At 76.8% G+C, this 1,947-nt stretch carries 1 protein-coding gene and 2 pseudogenes; 1 reads left to right on the top strand and 2 read right to left on the bottom strand.

Annotated features, from left to right (window positions below; genetic code table 11):
* Positions 1-316: pseudogene (locus G3I53_RS21615) on the top strand (hypothetical protein); the annotation flags it as partial.
* Between the two features lie 116 nt (positions 317-432).
* Here the strand turns inward: G3I53_RS21615 and G3I53_RS21610 are convergent.
* Positions 433-1,458 (bottom strand): hydroxyacid dehydrogenase, encoded by a 1,026-nt coding sequence (locus tag G3I53_RS21610; RefSeq protein ID WP_164336276.1) that lies wholly within the window; start codon positions 1,456-1,458, stop codon positions 433-435.
* A gap of 134 nt (positions 1,459-1,592) precedes the next feature.
* Positions 1,593-1,947: pseudogene (locus G3I53_RS21605) on the bottom strand (transferase); the annotation flags it as partial.

Here is a 1,947-nt window from a genome sequence, read left to right as displayed (position 1 = left end):
CGCGGCCGGGAAGGCACCGGCGCGTGCGGCGGACGGGGCGAAGGCCAAGGGGACGCCGGAGCGCCCCAGGCTGGTCGACCTGGTCCGCGGGCACCTGGCGGAGCAGGGCGAGCCGCGCTCGGCGGCCGAGATCGCCGAGGCGCTCGGGGCGGCCCACCCCGGACGCGCCGTCAAGACCACCGTGGTGCGCAGCACGCTGGAGGGGCTGGTCGCGCGCAACCGGGCCCGGCGCAGCAAGCAGGGCACGTCGGTCTTCTACAGCGCGCCGGACGCCACCGCCCCGGACGCCCGGAAGGACGACGCCTCTCCGTCCTGACTGCCCGGGCCCCCGGTTCACCCGCCGAAGAGATGTTCCCGTCCGGCCGCTTCCGGGGGCGGGTCCCGCCCTTCGGCCGTGGTCGGCAGGCGTCGTCGGTCCACCGGGCGGACCGCTCAGGCGAGGAAGGCCAGGCCCTCGCGCCGCACCGGATGGCGGAAGCCGGCCCCGGCCGCCCACCGCTGCGCCTCGGCGACCGCGCAGTCCGCCAGGCGGCGCCATTCGTTGCCCAGCGCACCGGCGACGTGCGGGGTGACGAGGACGTTCTCGCAGCTCCACAACGGGTGCTCCGGCGGCAGGGGTTCGGGGTCGGTGACGTCGAGCACCGCGCGGATGCGACCGGCGACGGCGGCGTCGGTCAGCGCGTCCTGGTCCACGACCGCGCCGCGCGCGGTGTTCACCAGCACCGCGCCGGGCCGCATGGAACCGATCAGTTCGCGGCTCACCAGGCCCCGCGTGGCCGGCAGCAGCGGGGTGTGCACGCTGACCGTGTCGCACGCCCGGAACAGCTCCGCCAACTCCACGCGCCGCACGCCGAGTTCGCGGACCTCCTCGTCGGTGACGTACGGGTCGTACAGCAGCACGTCGATGTCGTGGGGGCGCAGCAGGCCGATGACCCGGCGCCCGATGAGCGACGCCGAGAGGATGCCGACGGTGCGGCGGTGGTTGCCGACCGAGCGGGGGGTGCGCAGCCGGTCCGGGCGGGTGCGGGAGGTCCGGTAGGCGTGGGCGGACTCCAGGACGTGCTTGCCGGTGAGCAGGATCATGGCGAGGGTGTACTCGGCGACCGGCACGGCGTTGGCCGCGGCGGCGGAGGAGACCTCGATGCCGCGTTCCCAGCAGGCGTCGGTGACATGGCCGCGCACACTGCCCGCGGTGTGCACGACGGCCCGCAGCAGCGGCGCCGACTCCAGCACGGCCGCGTCCAGGGGCGGGCAGCCCCACCCGGTGACCAGCAGTTCGGTCCCGGCGAGCACGGCACGCGCCCCGGGGGTGGTCAGGTCGTCGAGCACCGGGGGCCCGGTGAGGTCGCAGACCTCGGCGAGGGCCGCGAGCGACTCGGCGTCGAGGACGGCGGCCGCGGCGGCCGGGGACATGGCCAGGGCGGCGCGCGGGCGGCGGCCGGGTGGCGACTGGGTCATGGGGGCGACACAACCGTCCGGCACGGTGCACGGTCAAGCGTCCGGCCGGGGGAACGGCACCGGGCGCCGACCGCTCGCGGCGGCCGCCTGACCGCGCTCCCGCTCCCCCGGCCCCGGCGTCCGCGGGCCGGCCGTCAGCCTTCGGCCGCCCGGGTCACCGCGAAGGAGAGGTCGTTGTCGACGGTGTAGTAGGGCCGCAGTCCGGACCCGCCGACCGTGACCCGCGGATACACGTGGACGCGTTTGCGGTCCGCCACGTCGTCGAGCAGGCGGCCGACCCGGATGAGCGGTGCGTCCGCGGCGGGCCGCACGTACACGTCCCAGATGTGGTCCCCGTCGTCGACCGGTCCGGTGTGGGGCACCGTGAAGGCGACGTCCCGGCCGTCGGTCTCCACCGGCAGTTCGCGCACGGTGCCGGTGCGTCCGCGCAGCCGCAGCACCGCGGCCGCTCCGTCGGCGCACCGCGCCCCGTGGAGCCGGGCGCGCACG

It is taken from the genome of Streptomyces sp. SID14436 (assembly GCF_010548465.1).
Taxonomy (GTDB): Bacteria; Actinomycetota; Actinomycetes; order Streptomycetales; family Streptomycetaceae; genus Streptomyces.
The sequence above is the reverse complement of the archived record's forward strand: the minus strand, read 5'-3'. Positions and strand labels throughout refer to the sequence as shown.